Below are 26,492 nucleotides of genomic sequence, written 5' to 3'. Positions count from 1 at the left end.
GGTGGACTGCCCCGGAGTCCGGCTACTTCCCGCGTGCCGGCAGGTGACGCGCGGCGAAGTCCAGCTCCAGCCGCACCTGCTTGATCCGCTCGTCCACCACCAGCGAGCCGTGCCCCGCGTCGTAGCGGTACACCTCGTGCACGGCGCCGCGCGCCTGCAGCCGCTTGACGTAGTTGTCGACCTGGCGGATCGGGCAGCGCGGGTCGTTGACCCCCGCGGAGATGTAGACCGGGGCCTTCACGCGGTCCACGTACGTCAGCGGGGACGACGCCTCGAACCGCTCGGGCACCTCCTCGGGCGTGCCGCCCAGAAGGGTGCGGTCCATGGCCTTCAGGGCCTCCATCTCGTCGTGGTACGCCGTCACGTAGTCGGCGACCGGGACCGCCGCGATGCCCAGCGTCCACGCCTCCGGCTGGGTGCCGAGGCCGAGGAGCGTCAGATAGCCGCCCCAGGAGCCGCCGGTCAGGACGAGCCGCTCCGGGTCGGCGAGACCCGAGGCGACCGCCCACTCCCGGACCGCCGCGATGTCCTCCAGCTCGATCAGCCCGACCCGGTGCTTGAGGGCGTCCGTCCAGGCCCGCCCGTAGCCGGTGGAGCCGCGGTAGTTGACCCGCACGACCGCGTACCCGTGGTCCACCCAGGCCGCCGGGCCGGCCGCGAACGAGTCGCTGTCGTGCCAGGTCGGGCCGCCGTGGATGTCGAAGACCGTGGGGAGCGGGCCCTCGGCGCCCGCCGGGCGCTGCACCAGCGCGTGGATGCGGCCGCCGGGCCCCTCCACCCACACGTCCTCCACCGGGACCGAGCCCGGGGACCTCATGCCGGGCGGGTCCAGCACCACCCGGCCGGTCGTGGACCGCACCGCCGACGGCTCGGCCGCCGACGACCACAGGTACTCGACGCTGCCGTCGGGCCGGGCCGTCGCCCCCGACACCGAGCCCGCCGGGGTGTCGACGCGCTCCAGCGCCCGCCGCCCCAGGTCGTACCGGAACAGCTCGCTGCGGGCCTCGAAGCTGTGCACGATCAGCAGACCGGTCCCGTCCGGGTACCACTCCGCGCTGACATCGCCGGGCAACTCCAGCGCCAGGTCCGTCTCCTCGCCGGTCGCCACGTCCCACACCAGGGGCTCCCAGCGGCCGCGCCGCTGATGCCCGACGAGCAGCCGCGCGTCGCCGACCACCGGGGCGAAGCCCAGCACCTCCAGGCCCAGCTCCTCGGTGCCGCCCTTGGTGTCGTCCAGCTCGGCGACCGTCGAGCCGTCCGGGCGCAGCACCCGCAGCGCCGCGTGCATCGCGTCGCCGTGCTCGGTGTGCTCGACGGCGATCAGGGTGCCGTCGTGCGAGAAGTCGCCGACGCCCGCGGACTCGCGGTGCCGGTAGATCTCCACCGGCGGCTCGCCCGTGCGCACGAGGTGGATCGTGGTGCCCTCCTCGTCGGTGGAACGGCCCACGACCGCGGTGCGGCCGTCCCGGCCGAGGGCGAGACCCGCCGGGTAGGAGGCGTCCAGGCCCGGTGCCGCCGGCTCGTCCTCACCGCCGTCGAAGGGCTGGCGACGCCAGACGCCGTACTCGTCGCCGTCCTTGTCGTCGAACCACCAGATCCACGCGCCGTCCGGGGAGAGCACGCCGTCCGTCGTGCCGTTCGGCCGGTCGGTCACCTGGCGCTGCTCGCCCGTCGCCCGGTCCCACGCGTACAGCTCGTACGTGCCCGTGGCGTTCGACACGAACAGCGCGCGGTCCGGGGCGTCCTCCGCCCAGTCGGGCAGCGACACCCGGGGCGCCCTGAAGCGCCGCTCCCAGTCCGGCATGTCCTCGTCCTGCTTCCGGTGATCCCGCGAAGCGGACCCGTGGCTCTCAGTCATGACCCCATAGTGCCTGGTCCGGACGACATCGTGCGGCCGGGATCCCCAGCCTGTGGAAAACTTCGCGCAGGCCGGGCCACGACGGCACCCCGCGCCTCGCCACCGGCCCGCGGCACCGTACCGTTGGGGGCGTGTACCGGTTTCTGCTGACGCCCCGCTGGTGGGGGATCAACGTCTTCGTGCTGCTCGCCATCCCGTTCTGCGTGTTCATGGGGACCTGGCAGCTCGGCCGGTTCGAGGACCGGGTGCAGGAGCACCGCGGCGCCGGCGAGCAGGCCGCGGAGAACCGCGACGAACCCGCCCGGCCGCTCGCCGAGCTGCTGCCCGTGGACAAGGCCACCGTGGGCCGCCAGGCCACCGCGCGCGGCCGGTACGCCGAGCAGCTGCTCGTCCCGGACCGCGAGGTCGACGGCGAGCGCGGCAGCTATGTGGTCACCCTGCTGCGGACCGACGACGGCAAGGCCCTCCCGGTGGTCCGCGGCTGGCTGCCCGGCGACCCGGACCCGGCCGAGGCCCCCGCCGCCCCGTCGGGCGAGGTCACCGTGACCGGCGCGCTCCAGGCGTCCGAGGTCCCCGGCCAGAACGGCGTCCCCGCGCGGGGCGGCCTGCCCGCCGGCCAGACCGCGGCGATCAGCGCCGCGTCCCTGGTCAACCTGGTGCCGTACGACGTCTACGACGCCTGGATCACCCTGACCAAGGCGGACTCCGGGATGAAGGCGGTGCCGGTCGCCGCCGTCAACGACTCGGGCCTCGACCTGAAGGCGTTCCAGAACCTGGGCTACACCGGCGAGTGGTTCGTGTTCGCCGGCTTCGTCGTCTTCATGTGGTTCCGGCTGCTGCGCCGCGAGGCGGAGGCCGTACGGGACGCGGAGCTCGGCATCCTCCCGGACGGCGAGACCGCCGCCGGGGGCACGGTTCCCGCGCCCGGCGAGCCGGGAGCGGGAACCGCACCGGAGAAGGCGAACGCCTGACCCCGTCGGGTCCCTGGCTACGCGACCGGCAGCACGCCCGTCCAGTAGACGGTCCCCGCGCACGCGTTGGACACGGTCACCGCGGCCGTGGGCGCCGCCGCCCCGGTCGTGTTGGAGACCGTGACGCTTCCGTCGGCCGCCGGGTCCTCGCCCAGCAGCTGGGTGGAGGTGCCCGTGTCGCCGCCCGTCGAGGTGCCGGTCGTGGTGCCGCCGGCGCCTTCGGACGCGGTCGGGTCGGGCGTCGGGTCCGGACCGCCGGAACCGCCGCCGTTGCTCTCCCCCGCCGACGGGCAGGTCGCCGAGGGCACCCAGGCGAACTTCACCTCGTACGAGCCGCCGGGCTTGAGGACGAGGGCCGGGAGCTCCTGGGACGGGTCGGGCAGACCGGCCGCCGGGTCACCCGCGGCATGCCGGAGCTGACCGACCTTCGTGGCGTCGGCCGCGCCCGCCGCGGACACCGACACCGAGCCGGGGCCGGTCACCGTGCAGTCGGCGGTGGAGATGTTGCTGAAGCGGAAGGTGCCGTACACCGCACCGGACGAGTCGGGGCCGCCCGCCTCCTGGCCGGCCACGCCGAGCTGGGCCGCGGTGCACGCCGGGACCCCGGCCGTGCTGGTGGCCAGCGGGTCGTCGGAGCCGCCGGTGCCGGCGCCCGGACCGGTGCCGGAGCCGGCGTCCTTGCCCTTGTCGCCGCCCTGGCCCTGGCCGTGCCCGCCGCCGGAGGAGCCGCCGGACGTGCTCTCGCCGCCCTGCGTCTCCTTGCCCTGGCCGGCGCCCCCCTGCGCCTGCTCGCCGTGCCCGGCGTTGGACGAGTTGACGTTGGCGCCGCCGGAGTTCGACACGTGCACGAGGGCCGGGACGGCCGTGCCCACGAAGAGCACGGCGGCCGCGGCGCCCACCAGCGCCTGCCGTTTGCGTGCCCGGCGGGCCGGCACCGCCCGGCGCAGATGCTCGAGCGTGCCGTCGCGCGGTTCGATCTCCTGGACCGCGTCGTGCAATATGCGGCGCAGTGCCAGCTCGTCCGATTCGAGCCCGTCCGGGCCCTGGTCTTCGGGGCCGTGGTCCACAGTTCCGTTCCCAGCGTGCGATTGCTTCGGCTGATGCTCGTCCGGCCGTCCGGACGGCCCGCTATGGTCCCCGCTCATGCCGGCGCCTCCATCGCGACCCGCAGCGCCGCGATGCCGCGCGAGCCGTACGCCTTCACCGAGCCCAGCGAGATGCCCAGCGTCTCGGCGACCTGCGCCTCCGTCATGTCCGCGAAGTACCGCAGGACCAGCACCTCGCGCTGGCGGCGCTGCAGGCCCTTCATCGCCTTGATGAGGGAGTCGCGTTCCAGCTGGTCGTACGCCCCCTCCTCGGCGCTCGCCATGTCGGGCATCGGCTTCGACAGCAGCTTCAGGCCGAGTATGCGGCGGCGCAGGGCGGAGCGGGACAGGTTGACGACGGTCTGGCGCAGGTACGCGAGCGTCTTCTCCGGGTCCCGGACGCGTTTGCGCGCGGAGTGGACCCGGATGAACGCCTCCTGGACGACGTCCTCGCAGGAGGCCGTGTCGTCGAGGAGGAGCGCCGCGAGGCCCAGCAGCGAGCGGTAGTGCGCCCGGTAGGTCTCGGTGAGGTGGTCGACGGTCGTCCCGGCCGCCGCGGCGCTCTCCGCCTCGGAACCGTCACGCTGACTGGGGATGCGGGTCGGCCGCGCTGCGGGCATGGGCGCGATCACCGGCATGCCGCCGGGCGCACCGGGCATGCGGGGTCGGACGGGACGGCGGGGCGGCCGTAGGGCCGTACCGCGGGTCGCCGCGCTGAAGTCGAGAACCTCTGCCACGCCAGTTGGACACGCGTCCCCCCTGGAGGGTTGTACGTGCCGGACGTCACTTTTGCGTCAGTCCCCGCCACCGGCCCTCGCGTGCCAGGCAGCACGACCGACCGTGCGTCAAACGCCCACATGCCTACCCGCTCTTCCCTTGTGCCTCATCTGTGAACGGGCGTCCCCACGCCTGCTCGGTGGCGTCCCCACGCCGGAAAGACGCGTCTCCGCGCCTGTGAAGGGCGACCGCAAAGACGCTCCCCGCCCTGCAAGCGGTTGCAGGCACGGGGAGAAAAATCTTCTGTCGCCGCAACGCTCCTGATCAAGGGGCCAGGAGCATCGATCGGCTCACATTCTTCACACAGATCCTACAAACGCGACGGCCGGACCTCAGCGGGTTTTTCCGGCCACCGCCGCCTCAGGAGAGTTCCGCCGCCACGAGTTCGGCGATCTGCGCGGTGTTGAGCGCGGCGCCCTTGCGGAGGTTGTCGCCGCACACGAAGAACTCCAGCGCCGTCGGGTCGTCGAGGGCGCGGCGCACCCGGCCCACCCAGGTCGGGTCGGTGCCCACGATGTCGGCGGGGGTGGGGAACTCGCCCGCCTCCGGGTCGTCGTAGAGGACGACGCCGGGCGCGGTGGCCAGGATCTCGCGGGCCTTGGCGACGGTCACCTCGCCCTCGAAGCCGGCGTGCACGGTCAGCGAGTGCCCGGTGAGCACGGGGACGCGGACGCAGGTGACGGCGACCGGCAGCTGGGGCAGGCCGAGGATCTTGCGGGACTCGTCCCGCACCTTCATCTCCTCCGACGACCAGCCGTCCTCGCGCGGCGAACCGGCCCACGGCACGACGTTCAGCGCGACCGGCTCCGGGAACGGCCCGGTGTCGTCGCCGACGGCCCGCCGTACGTCGCCGGGGGTGGTCCCCAGCTCGGTGCCGGCGACCAGGGACAGCTGCCGGCGCAGGGTGTCGACGCCGGCCCGGCCGGCCCCGCTCACCGCCTGGTACGAGGAGGCGACGAGGGAGCGCAGCCCGAACTCGGCGTGCAGCGCGCCGAGGGCCACGATCATGGAGAGGGTCGTGCAGTTCGGGTTGGAGACGATTCCGCGCGGCCGCATCCGTGCCGCGTGCGGATTGACCTCCGGCACCACCAGGGGCACCTCCGGGTCCATCCGGAAGGCGCCCGAGTTGTCCACCACCACCGCGCCCGCCGCGGCGGCGACCGGCGCCCACCGGGCGGCCACGTCGTCGGGTACGTCGAACATGGCGACGTCGACCCCGGCGAGGGCCTCCTCGGTGAGCGCCACCACCTCGACCTCCTCCCCGCGCACGGCCAGCTTGCGGCCGGCCGAGCGCGGGGAGGCGATCAGACGGATCTCACCCCAGATGTCCGCGCGCTGGGACAGGATCTGGAGCATGACCGAGCCGACGGCCCCGGTCGCTCCCACGACCGCGAGCGTCGGGCGGTGCGTCATCGCCCGGTGCCTCCGTACACGACAGCCTCGTCGCTGTCGGAGTCCAGGCCGAAGGCGGAGTGCACGGCCCGCACGGCCTCGTTGACGTCGTCGGCGCGGGTGACGACCGAGATGCGGATCTCGGAGGTGGAGATCAGCTCGATGTTCACGCCCGCGTCGGACAGCGCCTTGAAGAAGTCGGCCGTGACACCCGGGTTGGTCTTCATACCGGCGCCGACCAGGGAGATCTTGCCGATCTGGTCGTCGTAGCGCAGGGAGTCGAAGCCGATGCGCGACCGGCTCTTCTCCAGCGCGTCGATGGCCTTGCGGCCCTCGGACTTGGGCAGCGTGAACGAGATGTCCGTCAGGCCCGTGGAGGCGGCGGAGACGTTCTGCACGATCATGTCGATGTTGATCTCGGCGTCGGAGATCGCACGGAAGATCGCGGCGGCCTCGCCCGGCTTGTCCGGCACGCCGACGACCGTGACCTTGGCCTCGGACGTGTCGTGCGCGACTCCCGAGATGATGGCCTGCTCCACCTGCTTGTCCCCTCGCTGAATCGGCTCGCTGCTGACCCACGTGCCCTGGAGCCCACTGAAGCTGGACCGGACGTGGATCGGGATGTTGTATCGGCGGGCGTACTCCACACAGCGGTGGAGCAGCACCTTCGAGCCGGACGCCGCCAGCTCCAGCATGTCCTCGAAGGAGATCCAGTCGATCTTCTTCGCCTTCTTGACCACGCGCGGGTCGGCGGTGAACACGCCGTCGACGTCGGTGTAGATCTCGCACACCTCGGCGTCGAGGGCGGCGGCCAGCGCGACGGCGGTCGTGTCGGAGCCGCCGCGGCCCAGCGTGGTGATGTCCTTGCTGTCCTGGCTCACGCCCTGGAAGCCGGCGACGATCGCGATGTTGCCCTCGTCCACCGACGTCCGGATGCGGCCCGGGGTGACGTCGATGATCCGGGCCTTGTTGTGGACCGAGTCGGTGATGACACCTGCCTGGCTGCCCGTGAACGACTGGGCGGAGTGGCCCAGGTTTTTGATCGCCATGGCCAGCAGGGCCATGGAGATCCGCTCTCCGGCGGTCAGCAGCATGTCGAGCTCGCGCCCGGCAGGCATCGGGGATACCTGCTCGGCGAGATCGATCAGCTCGTCCGTCGTGTCGCCCATCGCGGAAACCACGGCGACCACCTGGTGGCCGTTCTTCTTGGCTTCCACGATCCGCTTGGCGACGCGCTTGATGCCCTCGGCATCGGCTACGGAGGAGCCTCCGTACTTCTGCACGACAAGGCCCACGTGCGCTCCTCGCTCAGTCCGTGTGTGTCGGCTCAGTTTACCGAGCGTCCGAAAACGACCATCGGGTTCCCAGATGGTGAGATTCGGTAGCTCCGGGATGGTCCCTGCCCGGTCGGGCGCGGGCCACTCCGAAAGTGGGGGAGGTCACTCCGGGTCGCACGGCGGGCGGGAGCGCTCGTCGGACATGACCTAGGGCGCCGAGCTCAGCCCGAGCTGGCCGCCGATCTCCCGCTGCATGACCCGTCCGGCCTCGAACTCCAGGGTCTCGTCGCCCATCACGCCCTGGTCGGTGTCCAGGCCGTCCAGCTCCTCCAGCGGCTGGTCCAGCCGGATGTGGGCGAGCACGGAGTGCAGCGCGCGCAGGGTCGCCGACGCCGTGGAGCCCCAGTTGGAGAAGTAGGAGAACTGCCACCACCACAGCGCCTCGTCGGTGCGGCCCGCGCGGTAGTGGGCCATGCCGTGGCGCAGGTCGGTGATGACGTCGGCGAGGTCGTCGGAGATCCGGGCCGGGACCGGGGCCCTGCGCGGCTCGTAGGGGTCGAAGACCTCGGAGTAGACGTCCACCGGGTCGAGCAGGCGGGCCAGGTTCTCCCGGAGCTCGTCCACGTCCGCCTCGGGGCCCAGGTCGGGCTCGTAGCGCTCGTCGGGGACGATGTCCTCGTGGGCGCCCAGACGGCCGCCCGCCAGCAGCAGCTGGGAGACCTCCAGCAGCAGGAAGGGCACCGTCGAGCCCGGCTCGTCGCCCTTCGCGACCTCCGTCACCGCGACCAGGAAACTCTCGATCTGGTCCGCGATCTGGACCGCGAAGTCGTCCGGGTTCGGCTCGGTCGCGTGCAGCGTGGCGTCAGACATCTAGGAGTCGTCTCCCCTCGAAGGCGCGGCCGAGGGTGACCTCGTCCGCGTATTCCAGGTCGCCACCCACCGGGAGGCCGCTGGCCAGGCGGGTGACCTTCAGGCCCATGGGCTTGATCATGCGCGCGAGGTAGGTGGCCGTGGCCTCGCCCTCGAGGTTCGGGTCGGTGGCCAGGATCAGCTCGGTGACCGTTCCGTCGGCCAGGCGCGCGAGGAGTTCCCTGATCCGCAGGTCGTCCGGGCCGACGCCCTCGATGGGGCTGATCGCGCCGCCCAGCACGTGGTACCGGCCGCGGAACTCGCGGGTCCGCTCGATCGCCACGACGTCCTTCGGCTCCTCCACCACACAGATGACGGAGGGGTCGCGGCGGGTGTCGCGGCAGATGTTGCACAGCTCCTCCTGCGCGACGTTCCCGCAGGTCGCGCAGAAGCGGACCTTCGCCTTGACCTCCATGAGGGCCTGCGCGAGGCGCCGCACGTCCGTCGGTTCCGCCTGGAGGATGTGGAAGGCGATCCGCTGCGCGCTCTTGGGACCGACGCCGGGCAACCGCCCCAGCTCGTCGATGAGGTCCTGGACCACGCCTTCGTACAACGGACTGCCGTCCTTCCTGGGTTCCTACGGTACGTACGGTAGTTGGCGCGGCCCCGCCCGTGGAAGGCGGCGGGTGACGCGCGCCGGGTCAGAAGGGCAGACCCGGGATGCCTCCGCCGCCCAGCCCCTGGGCCAGCGGGCCCAGCTTCTGCTGCTGGAGGGTCTGCGCGTTCTCGTTGGCGGCCTGGACGGCGGCGACGACCAGGTCGGCCAGGGTCTCGGTGTCCTCCGGGTCGACCGCCTTCGGGTCGATCTTCAGCCCCCTGAGCTCGCCGGAGCCGGTCACCGTGGCCCGCACCAGGCCACCGCCCGCCTGGCCCTCGACCTCGGTCCGCGCCAGTTCCTCCTGCGCCCGCTGAAGATCCTGTTGCATCTTCTGCGCCTGCTGGAGCAACTGCTGCATGTTGGGCTGGCCACCACCGGGGATCACGTCGAGCTCCTCGCGTCTGTACGGCTTTCCCGTTCAGCACGAGCCTACGTGCTCCGGGCGGCCGTCGCCCCGGCACTCTTTCGAGTGAGAGGAACTCGGGAGAACTGGATTCCTATACCTGATCAAGACCCACTTCCGGGCGGAAAAGACGCGAAAGACATCTCTTCGCCACCCATTGGGCGGTAGGAAGGGTCCGGCGCGTCAGCCTCAGGTGTCGCGTGACGTTCCGTGCGCCACGGGGGTCGTACCCGGCGCGCACGTCCCACGCACCGTGATCAGTAGGGAGTGCCGGGTGGGTCAGCCGGAGATGCAGCCCGAGAGGTCGCCGCACGACGGGTGGGGCGGCGAGGGGGCTCCCGGACTTCGGCCGGGCGATCTGACGGGACGGGTCTTCCCGCTCGGAGACTGGGGGGAACCCGCGGTGCGGTTGCACGAGCTGTACCGGTGGGTGGAGCGCCGGGCGCTGGAGACCGCCGCGTGGTATCTGGCGGACCGGGTGTGGAAGCGGCGCGGGGCGAGGGCGCTGCGCGGCGGGGCGGCGGCGGGCGCGGTCGCCGGGGCGGCGCTGCCGCTGCTCGATCTGACGGGCGTCGCGGACGGGGCGGCGCGCTGGGGGTATCTGGCGCTGCTGCTGTCCGTGGCCTGTGTCGCGGCCGACCGGTTCTTCGGGGTGACGTCCGGCTGGATAAGGGACGTCGCCACGGCCCAGGCCGTCCAACGGCGGCTCCAGGCACTCCAGTTCGACTGGGCGACGGAGAGCGTGCGCGAGGTCCTGGGCCCGGCGGAGGGCACGGCGAGCGAGGCCGCGGAGCGGTGCCTCGGGGTGCTGCGGCGGTTCTCGGAGGACCTGAACGAACTGGTGCGGGCGGAGACGGCGGACTGGATGGTGGAGTTCCGCACGGGTTCGGCGCCCCTCGGCATCCAGTCGGCGCTGTCCGGCGGCGCCCGGCAGGACGCCGGGACCGGCACGGGCCGCTTCCCGGTCCCCCCGGCGAACGGCGCCCGCCCGAACATGCCCCGTCAGCGCCCGCCCGAGCCCCGCTGAGAGCTCACTGCCTGCTGTAGGTCAGCTTCTCCCCGCTGCCCACGGTCACCCGCTCGAGCCTGCCGTCGGGCAGCAGCCTGATCCGCGTGGCCTTGCCCGGGGAGCAGGTGGGGGGCGCCCCGACGGTCACCGTGGACGGGCCGAGGGACAGCGTGCCGTCCGAGCCGGGCGCCGCGGCCAGACTCGCGGTGAACTCGCAGTGGTAGGTGCCGCTCCCGGCGGGCCCGTCCGCGACGAGGGTGAGGACGGTGTCGCCGACCTCGCCCTGCCGGAGGGTCAGCCGGCGGCTGCTCGCGCCGTCGGCGGAGGCGATCGAGGCGTTCCAGGTGCCCAGCATCTCGGCGGGTACGGCGCCGTCGTCCGCCGACGCGCTCGGGGACGGCGTCGGGGAGGCGGTCGTCGGGTCGCCGGCCGGGTCCTTCGTGGCGCCGGCGGTGGTGGGGGCGGGGGTCGGCCGGCCGCCGCCCTCGTCCTCGTGACCGCCGCTCATCATCGCGTAGACGGAGCCGCCCGCGGCGAGGGCCACGACCAGGGCCACGATCACCAGCACCACGGTGGACCGGCCGCCGCGGCCCTCACGCTCGGGCGGGGAGGGCTGGTACGGCGACGCCGGGTCGTACCCGGTGGGCCCGTACGGCGCGCCCGGCCCGTACGGCGGGGTGGCACCGTGCGCGGGCGCCCGGCCGTACGGCGACGGTGCCGGTGCGGCCGGCGGATAGCCGTACCCGTGCTGCTGGGGGTGCTGCTGCGGGACGCCGTAACCGGGGTGGGCCGGGGCCGCACCGTGCGCGGAGGCTCCCACCGGACGGCCGGGAGGCCCGGGCGGCGGGGTGTCACCGCCCGGCCGCGCGGTGACGGTCGGCAACTGGTGCGTCGGCGTCCCCGTCCCGGGGGACGCGTGCTCGGGCGAGCCGGAGGCGGTCGGCCGGGCGGGTCCGGGGACACGGGGAACGCCGGGGGCGGGCGGAGCGGCGGGTCCGGGGCCGACGGGACCGGCACCGGAGGCCGCAGGCCCGGAGCCCGCCGGACCGCCCGCAGCCGCACCGGCAGGACCGGACGCGGCGGGCGCGGCGGGCGCCGCCGGGACCGGACCCGACCCCGCCGCACGGGCGGCCTCGACCTTGCCGAAACCGGAGCCAGGACCAGAACCGGAGCGAGGACCAGAACCAGGGCCAGGACCGGAACCAGGGACAGGACCGGAACCAGGAGCGGAACCGGGACCCGGACCGGACCCCGGAGCGGGCCGCACCGGGCCCTCGGCCACCTCCTGCCGCTCCCCCTCCCGTCCCGGGGACACGTCACCCCCACCCCCTGACGGACCGGCGGAGCCGACCGGCACCGGATCCTCCGCGTCGAGCAGCCGTACCGCGTGCCGGCCCAGTTGGGCGACCAGGGCGCTCGGCAGCCACGGGTCGCGGGAGCGGCCCCCGGAGACGGTGTCCTCGGCGCCCGTGCGCTCCAGGATCGCGTCCAGGGAGGGACGGGCCTCCGGCGCCTTGCGCAGGCAGTCGCGGACCAGTTCGGCGATGCCCTCGGGCACCCCCTCCAGGTCGGGCTCGTCCTGGGCGATCCGGAACATCACGGCGTGCGCCCCGCTCTCGACCGAGCCGAAGGGCAGCCGGCCGGTGGCGGCGTAGGCGAGCACCGAGCCCAGGCAGAACACGTCGCACGCCGGCGTGATCCGGTCGCCCCGCACCTGCTCGGGCGCCATGAAGCCGGGCGAGCCGATGAGCGAGCCGGTGCGGGTGAGGCCGGTCTCGTCGACCGTCTCCAGGGCCCGGGCGATCCCGAAGTCGATGACGCGGGGCCCGTCGATGGTGACGAGGACGTTCGAGGGCTTCAGGTCGCGGTGCACGATGCCGGCGGCGTGGATGTCCTTCAGGGCGTGTGCGAGCCCCGCCGTCAGGATGCGCACCGACCGCTCGGGCAGCGCCCCGTGGTCATGGCCGACGACCTGCTGCAGGCTCGGCCCGGCGACGTACCCGGTGGCGACCCAGGGGACCTCGGCCTCGGTGTCCGCGTCGAGCACCGGCGCGGTCCAGTACCCGCCGACCTGCCGGGCGGCCCGCACCTCCTGCCGGAACCGGGCCCGGAACTCGTCCTGCGCGGCCAGCTCGCGCCGGACCAGCTTCACGGCGACGGTGCGCCCGCGGGCGGAGCGGGCGAGGTACACGTCTCCCATGCCGCCCGCGCCGAGCCGCGCCAGCAGCCGATACGCCCCGATCCCCGGCGGATCCCCCGGCCCCAGCTTCTCCATCGCACGCCCCCAACAGCCCCCGCCTATGCGTCGGCCCCACGATAGTGCGGCGTCGTGCGGGGTGAGCGAGCCGGTCTCCACGGTTCGGTAACAGGAAGTCCTGCCCCCGCCGGCGGCCCCCACCCGTCGACAACCTGTCGCTAAAACCCCCCGACCGCAGACAGGACGCCGATTCCGCGTGCGGGCCGCCGGTGCCTAGCCTCGGGCGCATGACCCCTCAGCCCAACCCCCAGGCCGGCGCCGCCGTGAAGGCCGCGGACCGCGCGCACGTGTTCCACTCCTGGTCCGCGCAGGAGCTCATCGACCCGCTCGCCGTCGCCGGTGCGGAGGGGTCGTACTTCTGGGACTACGACGGCAGGCGCTACCTGGACTTCACCAGCGGGCTCGTCTACACCAACGTCGGCTACCAGCACCCGAAGGTCGTCGCCGCGATCCAGGAGCAGGCCGCGCGGATGACGACGTTCGCGCCCGCCTTCGCGATCGAGGCGCGCTCGGAGGCCGCCCGGCTCATCGCCGAGCGCACGCCCGGCGACCTGAACAAGATCTTCTTCACCAACGGCGGCGCGGACGCCGTGGAGCACGCCACGCGCATGGCCCGGCTGCACACGGGCCGCCCCAAGGTGCTGTCGGCGTACCGCTCGTACCACGGCGGCACCCAGCAGGCCGTGAACCTCACCGGCGACCCCCGCCGCTGGCCGTCCGACAGCGGCACCGCAGGCGTCGTGCACTTCTGGGCGCCCTACCTCTACCGCTCCCGCTTCTACGCCGAGACCGAGGAGCAGGAGTGCGCGCGGGCGCTGGAGCACCTGGAGACGACGATCGCCTTCGAGGGCCCCGGCACGATCGCCGCGATCATCCTGGAGACGATCCCCGGCACGGCCGGGATCATGGTCCCGCCGCCCGGCTACCTCGCCGGGGTCCGGGAGATCTGCGACAAGCACGGGATCGTCTTCGTCCTGGACGAGGTCATGGCCGGGTTCGGCCGGACCGGTGAGTGGTTCGCCGCGGACCTGTTCGGCGTCGTGCCCGACCTGATGACCTTCGCCAAGGGCGTGAACTCCGGGTACGTGCCCCTCGGCGGTGTCGCCCTCTCCGAGGAGATCGCGCAGACCTTCGCGCGGCGCCCCTACCCCGGCGGTCTCACCTACTCCGGTCACCCGCTGGCCTGCGCCGCCGCCGTCGCCACCCTCCAGGTGATGGCCGAGGAGGGCGTCGTCGAGAACGCCGCGCGACTCGGCCGTACCGTCGTCGGCCCGGCCCTCGCCGAGCTGGCCGAACGGCACCCGAGCGTCGGCGAGGTGCGCGGCACCGGCATGTTCTGGGCCGTCGAGCTGGTCCGCAGCAAGGAGACCCGCGAGCCGCTCGTGCCGTACAACGCGGCCGGTGAGGCGAACGCGCCGATGGCGGCCTTCGCCGCCGCCGCGAAGGAGCACGGCCTCTGGCCCTTCGTGAACATGAACCGCACCCACGTCGTGCCGCCCTGCAACGTCGGCGAGGCCGAGCTGAAGGAGGGCCTGGCCGCCCTCGACGCCGCTCTGGGCGTGGCGGACGAGTACACGGAATAACCCCTCGGCGACGGCGGCACGGAAGGTGCCGTCGCGAAAACTCCCGCGGACGCCGAACGCGTAAGGTGGCGTGCTCGTAGACATGTACGTGCACTCGGACACGTGCACGCCACCTCATCGCGACGACGGGAGACGCCCTGACCATGGCCGGGATCGGCGGCACCGGCTCCGTGACGCGGAGCACCCTGCGGCAGCAGCTCGCGGACGCCCTGCGGGACGAGGTGCTGGCCGGCCGGCTGCAGGCGGGACGGGAGTTCACCGTGAAGGAGATCGCCGAGCAGTACGGCGTCTCCGCCACCCCCGTCCGCGAGGCCCTGGTGGACCTCTCCGCGCAGGGCCTGCTGGAGGCCGACCAGCACCGTGGTTTCCGGGTGCACGAGTACTCCGTCGACGACCACCGCGCCATCGTCGAGGCCCGCGGCCTGGTCATCGAGGGCATGTTCCAGGTCCTGGGCCGCGACATGACGGGCCGCCGCGACCCCGACGACCCGCGTGTCGCCGCCGCCGTCGCGGGAGTGCGCCGCCGCGCCGAGGAGGCGCAGCGCGCCGCCACCGCCGGCGACCTCACCGTCCTCGTCGGCTACGACCTGCGCTTCTGGCGGGAACTGGGCGCCCTGTTCGGCAACCCCTACCTCGCCGACTTCCTGCACCGGCTGCGGGTGCAGGCCTGGGTCTGCACGGTGCAGCATCTGCGCCGGCTGCACGATCTGCGCGGGCATCTGTGGGCCCGTCACATCGAGCTGACCGACGCCCTGGCCCACCGGGACCTGGTCACGGCCCGCGCCGTCATCGCCGCCCACGACCAGGACGCGCTCGCCCTCATCGAGCGGCTGGCGGCCGGATGAGCCATGAGCGGGGCCTGCCGGAAGCGTCCACCGACGACCGGCGGCCCGGCTCCGGCGCGCCCGCCCTGTCCGTCGTCGTCCCCGCCTACAACGAACGGGACCGGCTCGCCCACACCCTGGACACGGTCACCGCGCACCTCGACGCCCCCGGCTCCCCGTGGGACGGCTGGGAGATCGTCGTCGTGGACGACGGCTCCACCGACGGCACCGCCGACCTCGTCACCGCCCGCGAGGACCCCCGCGTCCGGCTCGTCCCGGGCGCCCGCAACCGCGGCAAGGGCCACGCCCTGCGCCTCGGGGTGGCCGCCTCCCGGGGCCGCCGGGTCCTGGTCACGGACGCCGATCTCGCCACCCCCATCACGGAGTTGGCCGCGCTGGACGACGCCCTCGGCGCGGGCCACGCCGCGGCCATCGGCTCCCGGGCGCTCCCCGGCGCCACGATCGGCGCCCGCCAGCACCGGCTGCGCGAACTCCTCGGCCGGGCCGGCAACGCGCTCATACGCCGGACCGCGCTGCCCGGCATCCGGGACACCCAGTGCGGTTTCAAGCTGTTCGACGGCGACCGGGCCCGCGCCGCCTACGCGGCCTCCCGCGTGGACGGCTGGGGCATCGACGTCGAGGTGCTGCGGCATCTGCGGCAGTCCGGGCTGAGCGTCGCCGAGGTGCCCGTGCGCTGGTCCCACCGGCCCGGCTCCAAGGTCCGCGCCCTGGACTACCCGCGTGTCCTCGCCGAGGTCCTCCGGATCGCGGCACGCTCCCTGCGTCCCGCCGACGTCTTCGCCGTCCTCCTCTTCTGCCTGATGTCCATGGCCCTGTACGCGGGCCGCCTCTTCGACCCGGCCCACCGCTATCTGCCGGACTCGATGCGCGACCAGAACCAGTGGGAGTGGTTCTTCGCGGTCACCGCCGACAACGTCGCCCATCTGCGCAACCCGCTCTTCACCGACCTCCAGGGCTTCCCGGACGGCGTGAACCTGATGGCCAACACGGTCATGCTGGGCCTGTCCGTCCCGCTGACACCCCTCACCCTCACCGCCGGTCCCGCGGTCACCCTCAGTCTCGTCATGGCGGTGGGTCTCGCCGCGACCGCAGCCGCCTGGTACCGGCTCCTGGTCCGGCGTCTCGTGCACAGCCGGGTCGCGGCCTTCACCGGCGCGTCCCTCGCGGCGTTCGCCCCGCCGATGGTCAGCCACGCCCACGCGCACCCCAACTTCGTGGTGCTGTTCATGATCCCGCTGCTCATCGAACGCGCCCTGCGCCTGTGCGCGGGCACCCGCGTGGTCCGCGACGGTGTCGTCCTCGGCCTGATGGCGGCGTACCAGGTCCTGCTGGGCGAGGAGCCGTTGCTGCTGGCGGCCCTGGGCATGCTGCTCTTCGCCGCCGCCCACGCCGCCGTACGCCCCGACGTGGCCCGTGCGTCCTGGCGCCCGCTGCTGCGCGGCCTGCTGATCGGCGCGTCGGTCTGCCTGCCGCTCGTGGTGTACCCGCTGATCTGGCAGTTCCACGGGCCGCAGTCGTACACCGGCATCGAGCACAACCCCCGGACCTTCAACAGCCCGCTCGCCCTGCTCTCCTTCGCCGAGCGGTCCTGGCTCGCGGGCGACGCGGAGCGGGCGGACGCGCTGTCCTTCAACACCACCGAGCAGAACGCCTTCTACGGCTGGCCGCTGGTCCTGCTCGCCTTCGCGATCCTCGTCCTGATGGGGAGGCGCCCGCTGGTGCGGTCCCTGGCGTGCACGGCGGTGGCCGCCGCGTTCCTCTCCCTGGGCCGGGAGTTCCGCGTCCCGCTGACGGACCTCACCCTGCCCGGCCCGTGGCGGCTCCTCGCCGACGCCCCGGTGTTTGAAGCGGTCATCGAGAGCCGCGTCGCACTGATCTGCGCACCCGTCCTCGGGATGCTGCTGGCCCTGGCCGTGGAACGCCTGCTCTCCGCCCCGCCGCGCGCCCGCTGGGCGGGCCTGGCCGCCGTGGCGCTGGCCCTCCTCCCCCTGATCCCCGCCCCGCTGCGGGCCGTCGACCGCGCCGAGGTGCCGGCGTTCATCGCGGAGGGCACCTGGAAGGAGTACGTCCGCGACGGGGAGTCCCTGGTGCCGGTGCCGCTGCCGGACCCCGGCGACGCGGAGGCCCTGCACTGGCAGACAGAGGCCGGACTCGGCTTCCGGCTGCCCGGCGGCTACTTCAACGGCCCCTACGGCGAGGAGCGCGTCGGCATCTACGGCGCCGAGCCCCGCTTCACGTCCAACCTGCTGCGGGACGTCCGCGCCTCGGGCGTCGTGCCGCCGGTCGAGGACTCCTGGCGCGACCAGGCCCGGGCGGACCTGTCCTACTGGCGGGCGGGAGTACTGGTCCTCGCCCCGCAGCCGCACGCCGACGCGCTGCGGGAGACCCTCCGCCAACTCGTGGGCTCGCCCGGCAGGTGGGTCGACGGAGTATGGGTATGGGACCTGCACGGACCGGGACGCCCGTGAGCGGTACTGATTATCCTTCCCTGACCACCGTGCTACGCCTTTGCCACATCGTGCGACCGTTGTGTGAGGAGCCCCTTTTGGCCTGTGACCTGTGGCTGGTACCGCTCGTCGACGTGTTGTGCCACACCCCCGACAACCCGTTCGCCGAGGAACTCGCGCAATACAACAAGGTGCTCGCCGAGGCCGGGCTTCCGCCGGTGCCGGTGTACCAGTACATGCCGGGCCTGTCCGGCGACGTCGCCCCGGTCGCCGGTTTCGACTACGACGCGCTGCACTTCCTGCGCCGGGCCCATCTGCTCCAGGTGTGCGGGCTGCCCGTGACGCCGGTCGACGAACTCGGCGGTGACTACGAGCAGTTGCTGGAGATGTTCGAGTCGACGGCCCAGCAGTCCCATCTGGTCTGGCACTACGACCACGCGGGCGCCTACGTCCCCGTCGACTTCCCGCACCCGCTCGCCGACGACGACCTCCTCGCGGGCGGCGGCCCGCTGGGCTCCTCGCAGGCGCTGCTCCGGGAACTGGAGGCGGTGGCGCAGGTCATCGGCATCGACCCGGCCAACCCGCCCGCGGCCCCGCAGCCCCCGCTCGCGCCGACGGCCCTGGAGGAACCGGCGGTCCCGGCGCCGTACGACCCGAGCCCCTTCGCCCGCGAGCGGCACGTGTGGCTGGGCCTGCACGCGGCGGCGACCCGGAGCCTGGCGCAGGGCTCGATGATCGTCTTCAGCTGACGGGTTCCGAAGAGGGGGCGCTCGGCCCCCCTCTTCGCGTCCGTCATTGCGGCTCGACGATACGGATCGTGCGGATGCCCGTACCCCGGTAGCGGGTCGGCGTCCTGGTCAGGACAGGACGTCCGCGCGGCCACTCGACCGTGGGCAGGGCGAGGTGGAGCACCTGCGCGCCGCTCCAGTCCGGTTCGTCCTTGCTCTCGTCCCCGGCACCGGCCGTCCGCAGACGCTTGCCCACGGCCGCCGCCGCCGAGAAGTCGAGCGCCTCGACGTGGACCGACGGCAGGGCACCCAGGTGCTCGGCGACTCCGGCCCGTTCACGTTCGGCGGCTGCGAGGCTCAGTGCCGGGATGTAGACCCGCAGGGCCGGGTTCTTCTCCGCCTCGACGACCAGCCGCGAGGCCATGCTGTTCCCCGCACCGAGGGCGAGCGCGGCCGTGTCGTCGAAGATGACGGCGCGCGGCAACGGGTACCGCTTCTCGTCCGTCACTGGACCTCTCCGAGGCGTCCGGCTTCGAGGTCGGCCCACAGCTTCTCGCCGGCCCGCTCGTCCTCCTCGGTGTACGGCCTTCCCAGGAAGTGCTCCTCGACGTAGGCCCTGGTCTCCTCGTACCGCTTCCGCAGCTCTTCCCGTGTGGGAGTGGCCCCGGCCAGCTCCGCCACGAAGTCCCGCATACTCATCCCGCGCTCCCGCGCCAGCTCCTGAAGCCGGTCGCGGACAGCGGGATCGACCTTGATCGTGGTGTCAGCCATAAGGAGAGTATACCGGCGGTATACCACCTCGGGCCGCTCCGGTACGACAGTCATCGAACGCACTCCATTTCTCTCGAAGAACCGCCGGCCGCAGGTCAGGCCGGTCGGCGTGAGCGCACGCGGGAACCGCCCCGCAACCGCGCCTCGATGTGGCCGTACGCCGACGGCACCCGCTCGGGCGCCCCCCACGTCACCGCCCTGCGCACCTCGGCGTCGGTCGCCCCCCGCCGCCACCACTCCTGCACGAGCGGCGCGAGCCGCACCGCCTCGGCACCGGAGAGCCTGAAGCACGGGGCGTAGTCCCCGAAGGCGAGCAGCAGACGGGCCGCCGCGGCGGTCCCCACGCTCGGCGACACCCGCCGGCGCGGAACTTTTTCGGTTTCACCCGTTCGTGGCGCGACGTCGCACGAAGCCTCGAACATCGCGAGAACCACAGGGAGTTGGGCCGGCCCCTCCCCCTCGGCCACCCCATGCCGCCGACACCGGAGTTCGTCCAGCTCACGCAGAGCCGCGGCGATCCGCGACCGTCCGTCGGCCCACACCTCGGCGAGCACCCGGAGCAGGACACGGGCGCCGGCCGGGAGGCCGGGCAAGTACGTCAGTACGCCCACCGCGCACCAGAAGACGCCGCGATCGTGCGGCAGAGCGGCGGAGAGACCTGAAATGACGCGCGCAGGCGTCGTACGATGACCACGCATTGGGAGGTGCTAGCTCCTGGTGTCGAGCCCCCGGGTGTTGGCGCACCGCGGGGGCGTTCCTGTTGGCGTGACTCTAAGGCCACGCAGAGCTACGTTCGCAAGCCGAAACCGTCTTTTCCCAGGCGGAAGTTGATGTTCTTCACTCCTGCGAGTGAAGGCCGCCGACCGTTCCTCTCGTGTCCCCGCCCGGTGTGACCAGCCCCGTCTCGTAGGCCACCACCACCGCCTGCGCGCGGTCCCGCAGCCGGAGTTTGGACAGGATGCGGGCGACATGGGTCTTCACCGTGGCCTCGCTCAGGGCGAACCGGTCGGCGAGTTCGGCGTTGCTGAGGCCCGTGCCCAGACACTGCAGGACCTGCCGTTCGCGCGGGGTGAGGACCGCCAGGTCGCGGTGGAGCGCGGCGGTCGCCGTGTCCTGCGTGACGAAGCGTTCGACCAGGCGGCGGGTGATGGCCGGGGCGAGCAGCCCGTCGCCGGTGCTGGCCAGCCGGACGGCGGCCACGAGGTGTTCGGGGGTGACGTCCTTGAGGAGGAAGCCGCTGGCGCCCGCGGTGAGGGCGGCGTAGACGTACCGGTCGAGGTCGTAGGTGGTGAGGATCAGGACGCGGGGCGGGTCGGGGATCGCGCCGGAGAGGATGCGGCGGGTGGCCTCCAGGCCGTCGAGGCCCGGCATCCGGATGTCCATGAGGACGAGGTGGGGGCGGGTGCGCTCGACCGCCGCGACCGCCTCCTCGCCGTCCGCCGCCTCGGCCACCACGTCGATGCCGTCGGCGGTGAGGATCATGCCGAATCCGGTGCGGACCAGGGCCTGGTCGTCGGCGATCACCACACGCGGGGCGCCGGTCACGACACCCCCTCGGCCGGCCGTTCCTCTCGTACGGGCAGGACCGCACGCACTTGGAAGCCTCCCGTCGGACGTGGGCCCGCCTCCAGCGTGCCGCCGTAGACGGCGAGCCGCTCGCGCAGACCGATCAGACCCCGGCCGCCCCCGGGACCGGCCGGGGCCGCTGCCGTGCCCCCGGTGTCGGACACCTCCACCCGCACGGCCTCGGGTGTGTGGCCGACGAACACCCTCACCCGCGCCCCGGCGGCGTGTTTGACGACGTTCGTCAGCGCCTCCTGCACCACGCGGTACACGGCCAGACCGGGGCCGGCGGCCAACGGCGCCGGGGTACCGGTGACGGTCAGCTCGACGGGGACACCGGTCGCGCGGACGCGGTCCACGAGCACGTCCAGCTGGTCGAGGCCCGGCTGCGGGGCGAGGCCCGGGTCGGCGGCCGGGTCCGCGCCGGCGTCGCCGTCCATCGTCAGCAGGCCCATCACATGGCGCAGTTCGGCCATCGCGGTGCGCCCGCCCGCCTCGACGGCCAGCAGCGCCTCACGGGCGCGGTGCGGCGCGGCGTCCATCACCTTGCGGGCCGCTCCGGCCTGGATCACCATCACGCTCACATTGTGGGTGACGACGTCGTGCAACTCCCGCGCGATCCGGGCGCGTTCACGTTCGACCGCGAGGCGGGTGGCGGTCTCCTGCTGTTCCTGGAGGTCCCGGACGCGCTGCTGCCAGATGTGGATCGCGTTCGCCCCGAGTCCCACCCCGAGCAGCACCAGGAACGGCACGAAACTCTGGGTGAAGTACGGGAAGTACTCCTCGTGGAACACCGCCATCAGCGCCGCGCCGAGCACGACACCGGCCAGCGCCGGGACGCGGCGCGGACTGTGCACGGCGGCGCTGTACGCGGCGACCACGCACGACAGGAAGGTGTACACGGTGGCGTCCGTCGCGCCGGTGCGCTGGCCGAACACCAGGGTCGCCCCGAGCACGGCCCAGAACGCGGCCAGCGGACAACGGCGGCGCGCGATCAGGGGAAGCGCGGTCAGCGCGGCGAGGAGCAGTTCCCCGGGGTCGGGCGAGGGGACCGCGAGGCCGTCCGGCGGCCCGAAGGGCGGCGGGACGGCCGGCTCCCCCGTGCCGAGCCGCGGCACCTGCACGGCGGCGTCCTGTTCCAGTGCGGCGCTGACCGTGCACACCGCCAGGACGAGGGCGAGGACCGCGTCGGCGGTCCACATCCACCGCGACGGCCGTGGCAGGGCCGTGCCGGCGGCCCTCCAGCGCCCCGCGCCCGCCCGTCCGAACATCCCGGCTGCCCCGGCCACCCCGCTCATGCCGCCAGTCTGGCAAGGGCACGGCGCCCGCACATCCCTCCCGCCGGGGACCGCCGCGAGGGCCGTACATCCTCCTCGTACCTCTCAGGGATGACGTCCCCGCCGTGTCACCCCGGTACGGCAGCCGCTCTCGCCGTCGCGGGCGACGCGCCCGACGCGGCCCCGCGCCTACCGTCACGCCGGACCGATCGCACCAGCCGGGGAGAGCCCATGACCACGACCGCGCCGCCTCTGATCGACATCCGCGACGTGAGCAGGACGTACGGGGAGGGACCGCCGGCGCTGGCCGGAGTGAGCCTGAGCGTGCGGGCCGGGGAGGCGCTGGCCGTCCTCGGGCCGTCGGGCAGCGGCAAGTCGACGCTGCTCAACCTGATCGCGGGCCTGGACCGGCCGAGCGGCGGAAGCGTCACCGTCGACGGGCTGCGGGTGGACCGGCTCGGCGAGGCCGCGTCGGCGCGGTACCGCAGGGCGCGGATCGGCATGGTCTTCCAGTTCTTCAATCTGCTGGAGGACCTCACGGTCGCCGACAACGTCCTGCTGCCCGCCCAGCTCGCCGGTGTGCCGCGTGCCGAGGCCCGGCTGCGTGCCGCGGAGCTGCTGGCCCACCTCGGTGTCGAGCGGCACGCGGACGCCCACCCCGGCCGGCTGTCCGGCGGGGAGCGGCAACGCGTCGCGGTGGCCCGCGCCCTGATGAACCGTCCGCCGCTGCTGCTGGCCGACGAGCCGACCGGCGCGCTGGACACCGCGTCCGGCGACGACGTACGGGAGCTGCTGGCCGCGCTCAACGCGGACGGGCAGACGATCGTGCTGGTCACCCACGATCTGGGGCTCGCCGCGTCCTGCGCGACCCGGACGATCGAGCTGGTCGACGGCCGGATCGTCCGGGACTCCCAGGACGTCCGTCCGGCGGTGGCCCGGTGAGCGCCCTGGGCAAGGTGGTGCGAGCGGGCGTCGGGCGGCGGCGGACGCAGACCGTGGTGCTGGTGCTGACCACGCTCGTCGCGGTCACCGCGTCGGTCGTGGCCGCCGGGGTGCTCACCGCGTCCGGCGCCCCCTTCGAGCAGGCGATGGCCGAGCGGCGCGGCGCCCATCTGGCCGCGCAGTTCGACGGCGGCGAGGTCACCGGGCGGGATCTCGCGGGCACGGCACGGGTGCCGGGGGTGACGGCCGCGGCCGGACCGTTCCGTACCCTGCGGCTGCGTCCGCGCACGGTCTCGGCGTCCGAGGCGCTGCCCGCCGGTCTCACCCTGCCCGCGCTGAGCGTGACCGGACGCGCGGACCCCGGGGGCCCGGTCGACCGGCTGCGGTTGACCGCGGGCCGCTGGGTCGGCGGGCCCGGCGAGATCGTGCTGGCCGGGGACGAGTGGCCGCTGCGGCCGGGAGCCCGGCTGGCCCTCCCCGGCGCGGCGGGCGGCCCGACGCTGACCGTGGTCGGCCTCGCCCGGTCGGTCACCGGCACCGCGGACGCCTGGGTGACCCCCGCCCAGGCCGCGGCTCTCGCACCGGCGTCGGGCGCCGTCACGTACGAGATGCTGTACCGCTTCCGGCACGCCGGTACGGAGGCGCGGATGTCCGCCGCGCGCGCCGCGATCGCCGGCGCCGTGCCGCCGGGCGCCCTGACCGGGACGCGGTCCCACCTCGTCGTCCGGCAGGAACAGCTCGCCAACGCGCTGGCGTTCGTGCCCTTCGTGGCCGCTTTCGGGGTGCTCGGTCTGGCCCTGTCGGTGCTGATCGTCGGCATCGTCGTCAGCGGCGCGGTGGGCGCCGCCACCCGGCGTATCGGCGTCCTCAAGTCCCTCGGCTTCACCCCAGCCCAGGTGGTCCGGGCGTACGTCGCCCAGGCGCTGGTCCCGGCCGCGCTCGGCTGCGCGCTGGGGGTGGCGCTCGGCAATGTGCTGGCGTGGCCGGTGCTCGGCGACATCGACGACGTGTACGGCGGCGCGCCCGCGTCGGTGCCCTGGTGGGTCGATGTGGCGGCGCCCGCCGCCGCCCTCGCGCTGGTGGCGGTCTCCGCCCTCCTGCCCGCACTGCGCGCCGGCCGGCTGCGCACGGTGGAGGCCATCTCCGTGGGGCGGGCGGCGGCCACCGTACGGGGGCGGGCGGCCCGGCGGCTCACCGGGCGGCTGCCGTTGCCGCGCCCGGTCGGGCTGGGCCTCGCGCACCCGTTCGCCCGCCCGGCCCGCTCACTGACGACGGCCGCCGCGGTGGCCGTCGGCGCCGTCACGGTCACCTTCGCGGCCGGGCTGGCGCTGACCCTCGGCGCCGTGCAGTCCCACCGGACGCTCGACTCCACCGCCCCCGTCGTCGTGGGCACCGGGGGCGGGCAGGGGCCGCCCGGCGCCCACGTCGTCCGCGGTCCCGGTCAGCCGGAGAGGCCGGCCGCCGACCCGGCCGAGGTCGCCGCCGTCCTGCGCGCCCAGGAGGGGACCCGCCGCTTCTACGGCACCGCGCGGGCGGAGGTGGGCGCGGTCGGCGTCACCGGCCGGACCCTCGTGACCGGATACGAGGGCGACGCGTCCTGGGCCGCTCCGGACCTGGTCGCGGGCACCTGGCTGACCGGGCCCGGCCAGGCGGTGGTCACGCGGCGCTTCCTCGACGCCGCCGGGATCGGGCTCGGCGACCGCCTGACCCTGACGGCGGACGGTCGCCGCACCACCGTCCGGATCGTCGGCGAGGCGTTCTTCACCGAGAACGACGGCATGACCGTGCTGACCCCGGCCGGCACCCTGACGGCCCTGGGCGTGGACGCCGAGCCGACCGGCTTCTACGTCCAGCCGGACCCCGGAACCTCCGAGGACGCCTACCTGGCCTCCCTGAACAAGGCCCTGGACGGCCTCGGCGCGTCCGCCCACCCCGGCGGGGACGGCTCCTCCGACGTCATCGCGGCCATGGACGCGCTGATCGGCACGCTCACCCTGCTGCTGGTCACGGTCGCGGGGCTGGGGGTGTTCAGCACGGTCGTCCTCGACACCCGCGACCGCGTCCACGAGCTCGGCGTCCACAAGTCCCTGGGCATGACACCGCGTCAGGTCGTCGGCATGGTGCTCACGTCGGTCGCCGGCGTCGGTGTGGTCGCCGCGGCGGCCGGGATCCCGCTCGGCATCGCCCTGCACCACCGGGTGACGCCGCTGATGGGCGACGCGGTAGGGATGGACCTGCCCGGCGCGTATCTCGACGTCCACACCACACCGGTGCTGACCCTGCTTCTGCTGGGCAGTATGGCGATCGCGGTCGCGGGCGCCCTGCTCCCGGCGGTCCGGGCCGCCGGGACGGACGCGGCCGGGGCACTGCGCACCGAGTGAGCGTCCGGACGCACGAGGGCCCGGCCGGAGTCCCGGCCGGGCCCTCGCACGGGTGCTCCTACAGGAACGAGTTGACCTCGATCGTCTCGTCCCGGCCCGGGCCCACGCCGATCGCGGAGATCGGGGCGCCGGACATCTCCTCCAGCGCCTTGACGTACGCCTGGGCGTTCTTCGGCAGGTCGGAGAACGTCTTCGCCTTCGAGATGTCCTCGGACCAGCCGGGCAGCATCTCGTAGACCGGCTTCGCGTGGTGGAAGTCCGACTGGGAGTACGGCAGTTCCTCCACCCGGCGGCCGTCGATCTCGTAGGCGACGCAGACCGGGATCTGCTCCCAGCCGGTCAGGACGTCCAGCTTGGTCAGGAAGAAGTCGGTCAGGCCGTTGACGCGGGTCGCGTAGCGGGCGATCACCGCGTCGAACCAGCCGCAGCGGCGGTCACGGCCGGTGGTGACGCCCCGCTCGCCGCCGATGCGGCGCAGCGCCTCGCCGTCCTCGTCGAACAGCTCGGTCGGGAACGGGCCGGCGCCGACACGGGTCGTGTACGCCTTGAGGATGCCGATGACCCGGCTGATCTTCGTCGGGCCCACGCCCGCGCCGGTGCAGGCGCCGCCCGCGGTCGGGTTGCTGGACGTCACGAAGGGGTACGTGCCGTGGTCGATGTCCAGCAGGGTGCCCTGGCCGCCCTCGAACAGGACGACCTTGTCGTCCTCCAGCGCCTGGTTGAGCACCAGGACGGTGTCGGCGACGAACGGCCGCAGCTTCTCGGCGTAGCCCAGCAGCTCCTCGACGACCTGGTCGACGGCGATCGCGCGCCGGTTGTAGAGCTTGGTGAGGATCTGGTTCTTGACGTCGAGCGCCGCCTCGACCTTCTGGGTCAGGATCGACTCGTCGTACAGGTCCTGGACGCGGATGCCGACGCGGTTGATCTTGTCCGCGTAGGTCGGGCCGATGCCGCGCCCGGTGGTGCCGATCTTCCGCTTGCCGAGGAAGCGTTCCGTCACCTTGTCGACGGTGACGTTGTAGGGCGTGATGATGTGGGCGTTGCCGCTGATCAGGAGCTTGGACGTGTCGACGCCACGCTCGTTCAGACCGCTCAGCTCGGAGAGCAGGACCGACGGGTCGACGACGACTCCGTTGCCGATGACCGGGGTGCACCCCGGGGACAGGATTCCGGAAGGGAGCAGGTGGAGGGCGTACTTCTGATCACCCACGACTACCGTGTGGCCGGCGTTGTTGCCGCCCTGGTAGCGCACCACGTAGTCGACGGATCCGCCTAGCAGGTCCGTCGCCTTTCCCTTGCCTTCGTCACCCCACTGAGCACCGAGCAGCACAAGTGCGGGCACGCGCGTACACCCCTTCCGGGCGGGGCATGTCCAAGGTCAGGGGTGTACGCCGCACGTGTGCGGGTGGTACACCGGCG

23 protein-coding genes are annotated in these 26,492 nt (G+C 73.5%); 8 read left to right on the top strand and 15 right to left on the bottom strand.

Annotation, left to right across the window (positions count from 1 at the left end; genetic code table 11):
• Nucleotides 1-22 precede the first annotated feature (22 nt).
• Nucleotides 23-1,858, bottom strand: coding sequence for a prolyl oligopeptidase family serine peptidase (locus ACFV46_RS15480; protein WP_385498532.1), 1,836 nt, complete (start codon nucleotides 1,856-1,858; stop codon nucleotides 23-25).
• A 131-nt stretch (nucleotides 1,859-1,989) separates the two neighbouring features.
• Here ACFV46_RS15480 and ACFV46_RS15475 point away from each other — a divergent pair, with 131 nt between their 5' ends.
• Nucleotides 1,990-2,829: an SURF1 family protein gene (locus tag ACFV46_RS15475; RefSeq protein ID WP_376727688.1), complete on the top strand. Its 840-nt coding sequence runs from the start codon at nucleotides 1,990-1,992 to the stop codon at nucleotides 2,827-2,829.
• A 17-nt stretch (nucleotides 2,830-2,846) separates the two neighbouring features.
• Here the strand turns inward: ACFV46_RS15475 and ACFV46_RS15470 are convergent, their stop codons facing one another.
• The 7 genes from ACFV46_RS15470 to ACFV46_RS15440 form a co-directional block, all read right to left on the bottom strand.
• On the bottom strand, nucleotides 2,847-3,896 hold the full coding sequence (locus ACFV46_RS15470; protein WP_361924128.1) for a hypothetical protein: 1,050 nt from the start codon (nucleotides 3,894-3,896) through the stop codon (nucleotides 2,847-2,849).
• A 74-nt stretch (nucleotides 3,897-3,970) separates the two neighbouring features.
• Nucleotides 3,971-4,573, bottom strand: coding sequence for a SigE family RNA polymerase sigma factor (locus ACFV46_RS15465; protein ID WP_086866933.1), 603 nt, complete (start codon nucleotides 4,571-4,573; stop codon nucleotides 3,971-3,973).
• A 478-nt stretch (nucleotides 4,574-5,051) separates the two neighbouring features.
• Nucleotides 5,052-6,104 (bottom strand): aspartate-semialdehyde dehydrogenase, encoded by a 1,053-nt coding sequence (locus ACFV46_RS15460; RefSeq protein ID WP_361924130.1) that lies wholly within the window; start codon nucleotides 6,102-6,104, stop codon nucleotides 5,052-5,054.
• Entirely contained in the window at nucleotides 6,101-7,378 is a 1,278-nt protein-coding gene (locus ACFV46_RS15455; protein ID WP_062673681.1) for an aspartate kinase, read from the bottom strand. The genes ACFV46_RS15460 and ACFV46_RS15455 overlap by 4 nt, the downstream gene beginning before the upstream one ends.
• 189 nt (nucleotides 7,379-7,567) lie before the next feature.
• Nucleotides 7,568-8,230 carry a DUF5063 domain-containing protein gene (locus ACFV46_RS15450; protein WP_361924132.1) on the bottom strand — a complete coding sequence of 221 codons (663 nt, stop codon included), beginning with the start codon at nucleotides 8,228-8,230 and terminating at the stop codon, nucleotides 7,568-7,570.
• On the bottom strand, nucleotides 8,223-8,822 hold the full coding sequence (recR, locus tag ACFV46_RS15445; RefSeq protein WP_055536881.1) for a recombination mediator RecR: 600 nt from the start codon (nucleotides 8,820-8,822) through the stop codon (nucleotides 8,223-8,225). Before recR ends, ACFV46_RS15450 begins: the two co-directional genes overlap by 8 nt.
• Before the next feature lie 88 nt (nucleotides 8,823-8,910).
• A complete protein-coding gene (locus tag ACFV46_RS15440; protein ID WP_062739792.1) occupies nucleotides 8,911-9,252 on the bottom strand; it encodes a YbaB/EbfC family nucleoid-associated protein in 342 nt (113 codons plus the stop codon).
• A 292-nt stretch (nucleotides 9,253-9,544) separates the two neighbouring features.
• On the opposite strand from ACFV46_RS15440, the gene ACFV46_RS15435 reads away from it, so the two are divergent.
• Nucleotides 9,545-10,297: an SLATT domain-containing protein gene (locus ACFV46_RS15435; protein WP_151785125.1), complete on the top strand. Its 753-nt coding sequence runs from the start codon at nucleotides 9,545-9,547 to the stop codon at nucleotides 10,295-10,297.
• Between the two features lie 4 nt (nucleotides 10,298-10,301).
• On the opposite strand, the gene ACFV46_RS15430 is transcribed toward ACFV46_RS15435, so the two are convergent.
• Nucleotides 10,302-12,554 carry a serine/threonine-protein kinase gene (locus ACFV46_RS15430; RefSeq protein ID WP_385498530.1) on the bottom strand — a complete coding sequence of 751 codons (2,253 nt, stop codon included), beginning with the start codon at nucleotides 12,552-12,554 and terminating at the stop codon, nucleotides 10,302-10,304.
• A gap of 209 nt (nucleotides 12,555-12,763) precedes the next feature.
• Between ACFV46_RS15430 and ACFV46_RS15425 the strand changes: the two genes are divergently transcribed.
• From ACFV46_RS15425 to ACFV46_RS15410, 4 genes are all read left to right on the top strand, one after another.
• The gene (locus ACFV46_RS15425; RefSeq protein ID WP_361924137.1) at nucleotides 12,764-14,119 is read left to right on the top strand and encodes an aspartate aminotransferase family protein; all 1,356 of its coding nucleotides are present in this window, start codon (nucleotides 12,764-12,766) and stop codon (nucleotides 14,117-14,119) included.
• A gap of 143 nt (nucleotides 14,120-14,262) precedes the next feature.
• On the top strand, nucleotides 14,263-14,964 hold the full coding sequence (locus ACFV46_RS15420) for a GntR family transcriptional regulator (RefSeq protein WP_361924139.1): 702 nt from the start codon (nucleotides 14,263-14,265) through the stop codon (nucleotides 14,962-14,964).
• Nucleotides 14,961-17,432, top strand: a complete 2,472-nt coding sequence (locus tag ACFV46_RS15415) for a dolichyl-phosphate beta-glucosyltransferase (RefSeq protein ID WP_385498529.1) — start codon at nucleotides 14,961-14,963, stop codon at nucleotides 17,430-17,432. The genes ACFV46_RS15420 and ACFV46_RS15415 overlap by 4 nt, the downstream gene beginning before the upstream one ends.
• Nucleotides 17,433-17,509: 77 nt before the next feature.
• On the top strand, nucleotides 17,510-18,160 hold the full coding sequence (locus ACFV46_RS15410) for a hypothetical protein (RefSeq protein WP_062673666.1): 651 nt from the start codon (nucleotides 17,510-17,512) through the stop codon (nucleotides 18,158-18,160).
• Nucleotides 18,161-18,203: 43 nt separating this feature from the next.
• Here the strand turns inward: ACFV46_RS15410 and ACFV46_RS15405 are convergent, their stop codons facing one another.
• The 5 genes from ACFV46_RS15405 to ACFV46_RS15385 form a co-directional block, all read right to left on the bottom strand.
• Nucleotides 18,204-18,647, bottom strand: a complete 444-nt coding sequence (locus tag ACFV46_RS15405; protein WP_385498528.1) for a hypothetical protein — start codon at nucleotides 18,645-18,647, stop codon at nucleotides 18,204-18,206.
• Nucleotides 18,644-18,910, bottom strand: coding sequence for a hypothetical protein (locus tag ACFV46_RS15400; RefSeq protein WP_376727682.1), 267 nt, complete (start codon nucleotides 18,908-18,910; stop codon nucleotides 18,644-18,646). The genes ACFV46_RS15405 and ACFV46_RS15400 overlap by 4 nt, the downstream gene beginning before the upstream one ends.
• Before the next feature lie 95 nt (nucleotides 18,911-19,005).
• Nucleotides 19,006-19,254 carry a hypothetical protein gene (locus ACFV46_RS15395; RefSeq protein ID WP_385498526.1) on the bottom strand — a complete coding sequence of 83 codons (249 nt, stop codon included), beginning with the start codon at nucleotides 19,252-19,254 and terminating at the stop codon, nucleotides 19,006-19,008.
• 493 nt (nucleotides 19,255-19,747) lie between these two features.
• Nucleotides 19,748-20,455: a response regulator gene (locus ACFV46_RS15390; RefSeq protein WP_385498524.1), complete on the bottom strand. Its 708-nt coding sequence runs from the start codon at nucleotides 20,453-20,455 to the stop codon at nucleotides 19,748-19,750.
• Nucleotides 20,452-21,771, bottom strand: coding sequence for a histidine kinase (locus ACFV46_RS15385; RefSeq protein ID WP_361924150.1), 1,320 nt, complete (start codon nucleotides 21,769-21,771; stop codon nucleotides 20,452-20,454). The genes ACFV46_RS15390 and ACFV46_RS15385 overlap by 4 nt, the downstream gene beginning before the upstream one ends.
• Nucleotides 21,772-21,981: 210 nt before the next feature.
• Between ACFV46_RS15385 and ACFV46_RS15380 the strand changes: the two genes are divergently transcribed.
• Both ACFV46_RS15380 and ACFV46_RS15375 read left to right on the top strand, forming a co-directional pair.
• A complete protein-coding gene (locus ACFV46_RS15380; protein WP_361924152.1) occupies nucleotides 21,982-22,692 on the top strand; it encodes an ABC transporter ATP-binding protein in 711 nt (236 codons plus the stop codon).
• Entirely contained in the window at nucleotides 22,689-25,073 is a 2,385-nt protein-coding gene (locus tag ACFV46_RS15375; protein ID WP_385498523.1) for an FtsX-like permease family protein, read from the top strand. The genes ACFV46_RS15380 and ACFV46_RS15375 overlap by 4 nt, the downstream gene beginning before the upstream one ends.
• 58 nt (nucleotides 25,074-25,131) lie before the next feature.
• On the opposite strand, the gene ACFV46_RS15370 is transcribed toward ACFV46_RS15375, so the two are convergent.
• Nucleotides 25,132-26,415 carry an adenylosuccinate synthase gene (locus ACFV46_RS15370; RefSeq protein ID WP_151785116.1) on the bottom strand — a complete coding sequence of 428 codons (1,284 nt, stop codon included), beginning with the start codon at nucleotides 26,413-26,415 and terminating at the stop codon, nucleotides 25,132-25,134.
• Nucleotides 26,416-26,492 lie beyond the last annotated feature (77 nt).

The sequence above is a fragment of the Streptomyces sp. NPDC059852 genome, assembly GCF_042731455.1.
Lineage (GTDB): Bacteria > Actinomycetota > Actinomycetes > Streptomycetales > Streptomycetaceae > Streptomyces.
This window is presented reverse-complemented; position numbering and strand designations above follow the sequence as displayed.

Coding starts and splice junctions, on each gene's coding strand:
- ACFV46_RS15480 (WP_385498532.1), bottom strand. CDS start 1,858: ATGACTGAGAGCCACGGGTCCGCTTCGCGGGATCACCGGAAGCAGGAC.
- ACFV46_RS15465 (WP_086866933.1), bottom strand. CDS start 4,573: ATGCCCGGTGCGCCCGGCGGCATGCCGGTGATCGCGCCCATGCCCGCA.
- ACFV46_RS15460 (WP_361924130.1), bottom strand. CDS start 6,104: ATGACGCACCGCCCGACGCTCGCGGTCGTGGGAGCGACCGGGGCCGTC.
- ACFV46_RS15450 (WP_361924132.1), bottom strand. CDS start 8,230: ATGTCTGACGCCACGCTGCACGCGACCGAGCCGAACCCGGACGACTTC.
- ACFV46_RS15430 (WP_385498530.1), bottom strand. CDS start 12,554: ATGGAGAAGCTGGGGCCGGGGGATCCGCCGGGGATCGGGGCGTATCGG.
- ACFV46_RS15425 (WP_361924137.1), top strand. CDS start 12,764: ATGACCCCTCAGCCCAACCCCCAGGCCGGCGCCGCCGTGAAGGCCGCG.
- ACFV46_RS15420 (WP_361924139.1), top strand. CDS start 14,263: ATGGCCGGGATCGGCGGCACCGGCTCCGTGACGCGGAGCACCCTGCGG.
- ACFV46_RS15415 (WP_385498529.1), top strand. CDS start 14,961: ATGAGCCATGAGCGGGGCCTGCCGGAAGCGTCCACCGACGACCGGCGG.
- ACFV46_RS15400 (WP_376727682.1), bottom strand. CDS start 18,910: ATGGCTGACACCACGATCAAGGTCGATCCCGCTGTCCGCGACCGGCTT.
- ACFV46_RS15385 (WP_361924150.1), bottom strand. CDS start 21,771: ATGAGCGGGGTGGCCGGGGCAGCCGGGATGTTCGGACGGGCGGGCGCG.
- ACFV46_RS15380 (WP_361924152.1), top strand. CDS start 21,982: ATGACCACGACCGCGCCGCCTCTGATCGACATCCGCGACGTGAGCAGG.